Raw genomic sequence first — 4449 nt, 5'->3', positions numbered from 1 at the left:
TTTCTTGCTTACAAACTTATTATACGAGGAGGAAAGCCGTGAAACCATTAGTAGAAATTAAAGATTTGACCATTGGCTTTCAGGAGGGGAAGACCATATCCCCGGCGGTGAAGGGAATCAGCTTTGAAGTAAGGGAAGGGGAAATCCTGGGTGTTGTCGGAGAGTCCGGCTCCGGGAAATCCATGAGCGCGCTGGCGCTTATGGGACTGCTTCCTAAAGATGCGATTGTAACACAGGGGCAGATCCTTTTTAAAGGAACCGATCTGCTGACGATGAAGGACGAAGAAAAGAGAAAGCTTCAGGGCAGCAGGATGGCCATGGTGTTCCAGGAACCGATGACCTCCTTAAACCCTGTTATGAAGATAGAAAAGCAGGTGGGGGAGAGCCTTAAGCTGCATACCTCCCTGTCTGATAAAGAGATACACGAAAGGGTGACTGCCGCCCTTGAGGAAGTGGGACTTTCAGATCCGGAAAGCCTTTGCACGAAATATCCGCATGAACTGTCGGGCGGAATGCGCCAGAGGGTTATGCTGGCCCAGGCCACGGTCTGTTCCCCCGACCTGATTATCGCCGATGAGCCGACGACTGCTCTGGATGTTATTGTCCAGGCCCAGATTCTGCGTCTGCTGAAAAAGATACACAGGGAAAATAATACGTCCATCCTTTTTATCTCCCACGACCTGAATGTGATAAAGGAGATCTGCGACCGTGTGATTGTCGTATATAAGGGGGATATCGTGGAGGAGGGGGGAACCCGGGAGGTCCTCTTAAACCCGAAGCATGACTATACGAAGCGCCTGGTCGCCTCCATACCGGAGGACCATGCGGCCGGAGGCAACGGTCGGGAAATACTCCGCCTGGAAGACTTAAACGTATACTATGATACAAGGGCAGGCGCCTTCTGGAAAAAAAAGGGCAAAAAGCATGTCATTCACGATGTATCGATGACTGCCTATGACGGTGAAATCCTGGGGATCGTCGGGGAGAGCGGCTGCGGCAAGTCCACGCTGTGCAAGACGATTCTGGGACTTCATAACAACTATACCGGGATTGTTAAAATGGATGATAATCTGAGGCCCCAGATGGTGTTTCAGGATCCGTTCAGTTCCCTGAACCCGGCAAGAAAGATTGGATGGATTCTGGAGGAACCGCTGCGCCTTCGCGGCATTACGGACAGGGACAAGCGCAGGCAGATGGTTGCGGACATGCTTGTCGATGTCGGCCTCGACCCGTCATTTGCGGACAGGAGGCCGAGGGAGCTGTCAGGCGGCCAGAGACAGAGAATCAGCATTGGAACAGCGCTTTTGATGGATTCCAGGCTGATCATTGCGGACGAGCCGGTATCGGCCCTGGATGTCACGGTTCAGTCTCAGATTTTAAGGCTGATTCTGAGGCTCCATAATGAAAAGAAAATGACCATCCTGTTTATCACCCATGATTTGAACATTGTGCGGCGGATATGCCGCCGGGTGGTGGTATTGTACCGGGGAGAGATCGTAGAGTCGGGACTTGCGGAGGAGATATACCGCGCACCGGCCCATCCCTATACGGAACTGCTTCTGAATTCCGCTCCGGACGGAGATACGGCTGCGTCGGAGAAGGCGGTGGCAGATATCGGAGAAGGCGTTCCGGCCGGTTTCCGGGGATGTTTCTTCTACCCGAGATGTCCGAAACGCTGCAGCCGCTGCCGCGAGGCGAGGCCGGAGGATACGATGGTTGCTGCAGGCCATACGGCCAGGTGTTTCCGGCTGATGTAAACTTTTGTAAAAACCTTTTTCTTGTAACCTTTCCCTGTTTTTAGTATAATGAAGTTGTAAAGTGGGAAAATGATACAGGGAGGGAAGCATATGGAGAAAGAAATCGGCCGTTTACGTGAAATCTTAAGAAATAGTAATTACACAGTTGCGCTCTGCGGCTCAGGAATGACGGAAGAGAGCGGTTTTATCGGCATCAAAAAGCCGGAACGTGCTTATGAAATCGAGCGTGTTTATGGAGCGTCTCCGGAAGAAATTTTCACCAGCTCCTACTACAATACCCGCCCGATGCAGTTCTTTAAATTTTACCATGAAGAAATACTGGATAAAATACCGGAACCGGGCCCTTCCAGCCATATAATGGCGGCGATGGAGAGGGCAGGCCATCTGCACTGCATTATTACTTCTAATATTTTTGATCAGGAGAAGAGGGGCGGCTGCGAAAATGTAATCGATCTCCATGGTACGATTTTTATGAACCGCTGTCCTCACTGTGGTGAATATTACTCGGTAGAAGATATACAAAACAGTAAGGGAGTTCCTTACTGTATGATATGTCATTCGGTGATCCGGCCTCTCGTTTCCCTTTTTGGGGAGATGGTGGACAGCCGTATCATGACGAGAACCACCGAAGAGATCGAAAAGGCGGAGGTTCTGCTGCTGTTGGGGACAACAATGCAGTCCGAGGTGTTTTCCAACTATGTCAGGTACTACAATGGACACAACCTTATCATAATCCATAAAGAAGAGCATTACATGGATCATAAGGCGGACTTGGTTATCGTTGAGGAACCTGGCAATGTACTCTGCCAGCTGGGATATTAGAATATACTGTGTTTCTAAATGGAAATCCATAGTTAAGGAAAAAGGGCTGCCGGCGGCAGCCCTTTTTTGCAGAGGAAATAACACGCGGGCGTGACCTCTACAGTTTTAATTTCCGCATTCAATGCTGATTTCGTTAAATTTATCCAGCAGATCTTCCACCTTCGTACCTTCTTTGTCCTTCCCTGTCTGATCCAGGATAGCATGGCCCTGGTGCATCATCAGAAGACGGTTGCCGTACTCCACGGCATAGCGGAGGTTGTGTGTGACCATAATAGTGGTCAGCTTCTTTTCCCGGACAATTTTCCCGGTCAGTTCCATGATAATCTCAGCCGTTTTCGGATCCAGGGCAGCCGTGTGTTCGTCCAGAATCAGAAATTCTATGGGGGTCATTGTGGACATCAGAAGAGCCATGGCCTGTCGCTGTCCCCCTGAGAGGACGCCGACCTTGACCTCCAGCTTATCTTCCAGGCCCAGCCCCAGCATGCGCAGGTTTTCACGGTAGAAGTCGATACGCTGCTTATCAGTACCGCGCTTTAAGTTAAACGGCTTCCCCTTTGTATCGGCCAGAGCCATATTTTCCAGGATCGTCATATTGGGGCAGGTTCCCATAGCAGGATTCTGATAGACGCGGCCAATGGTGCGCTGGCGTTTAAATTCAGGCATCCGGCTGATATCCTTTCCGTTAATGATGATCCGGCCGCTGTCAATGGGGATGCTGCCGCAGATGATATTTAAGAGTGTTGTCTTGCCGGAACCGTTGCTTCCGACCACGGAAACAAATTCGTTCTCATTGACAGTCAGGTTAAAATCCTCAAACAGGCACATCTCATTGATGGTTCCCTGATTATAATACTTATCAATATGTTTTAATTCCAGCATTTATCTCACCTTCTTCTTTCCGTTTTCACTGACTACAAGGATTACGAGGAAGAACGCAGAAGTGATAAGCTTTAAGTATAGTGTCTTAAAGCCGACCGCCATGGCCGCAGAGACGCATGCTTTATATACGATTGTTCCGAGTATGACGGCCGTCGTCGCTTTCAGCTTCCCGAATCTGGCAAATACTTTTGTTCCGATAATAACGCTTGCAAGGCCCATAACGATGGTGCCGGTGCCGACGGAGATTTCAAAGAATCCTTTCTGCTGGCAGTATACGGCACCCGAGAGGGCGGCAAGGCCGTTCGCCAGAGCCAGGCCCAGGATTTTAACGGAGCCTTTGTCCTTCGCGAGGGAAGTGACAAGGGTTTCGTTGTCTCCAACGGCCCGCAGCAGATATCCGGAACGCGTTTTCATATATAGATCGAGGAGTATTTTGACTGCCGCCACGATCAGAAGAAGAATCACAACGGTGCTGAATTCATTCAGGGGAGAGGGGAGCCCGTATACGAACTCATTGTCAAAGATCGTATCCCGGCTGAAAATCGGCAGATTTGCCTTATCGCCCGTGATTCGAAGATTCAGCGAATACAGGGCCGTCATGACGATAATTCCCGAAAGAAGGTCGCGCACCTTCAATTTGACATGAATCAGTCCGGTGACCGTTCCGGCCAGAGCGCCTGCCCCAAATGCAATAAACAGAGTGAGAACCGGCGGCATTCCTGCCAGAATCAACGTGGCGGTTACAGCCGCTCCCATTGGGAATGTACTGTCCACCGACAGATCCGGAAAGTCCAGGATGGTATAGGTGATGTAGACGCCAAGAGCCATCAGTGCATAGATTAAACCTTCATTCAAAACGCCAAGTATTATAGACATGGCAAACCTCCAAATTTCTTCTTAATGTCGGCAGAGGTGAAAAGCCCGCGGGGCAGGCTTTTCACCGTCTGTTGCTGAGGACGGTGACCTGTGCGCAGAGCGTACAGGTTATCGT

The 4449-nt window shown here is 50.2% G+C and carries 4 protein-coding genes; 2 read left to right on the top strand and 2 right to left on the bottom strand.

From position 1 onward, the window contains the following. Nucleotides 1-38: 38 nt before the first annotated feature. Both CLOSYM_RS22440 and CLOSYM_RS10865 read left to right on the top strand, forming a co-directional pair. Nucleotides 39-1757: a dipeptide ABC transporter ATP-binding protein gene (locus CLOSYM_RS22440; RefSeq protein WP_021642165.1), complete on the top strand. Its 1719-nt coding sequence runs from the start codon at nt 39-41 to the stop codon at nt 1755-1757. Between the two features lie 90 nt (nt 1758-1847). Further along, entirely contained in the window at nt 1848-2579 is a 732-nt protein-coding gene (locus CLOSYM_RS10865) for an SIR2 family NAD-dependent protein deacylase (RefSeq protein WP_003498513.1), read from the top strand. Nucleotides 2580-2684: 105 nt separating this feature from the next. Here CLOSYM_RS10865 and CLOSYM_RS10860 read toward each other — a convergent pair whose 3' ends face one another. Both CLOSYM_RS10860 and CLOSYM_RS10855 read right to left on the bottom strand, forming a co-directional pair. Further along, on the bottom strand, nt 2685-3458 hold the full coding sequence (locus tag CLOSYM_RS10860; RefSeq protein ID WP_003498511.1) for an ABC transporter ATP-binding protein: 774 nt from the start codon (nt 3456-3458) through the stop codon (nt 2685-2687). Next, the gene (locus CLOSYM_RS10855; RefSeq protein ID WP_003498509.1) at nt 3459-4334 is read right to left on the bottom strand and encodes an ABC transporter permease; all 876 of its coding nucleotides are present in this window, start codon (nt 4332-4334) and stop codon (nt 3459-3461) included. Nucleotides 4335-4449 lie beyond the last annotated feature (115 nt).

Source organism: [Clostridium] symbiosum ATCC 14940 (genome assembly GCF_000466485.1).
Classification (GTDB): Bacteria; Bacillota; Clostridia; order Lachnospirales; family Lachnospiraceae; genus Otoolea; species Otoolea symbiosa.
This window is presented reverse-complemented; position numbering and strand designations above follow the sequence as displayed.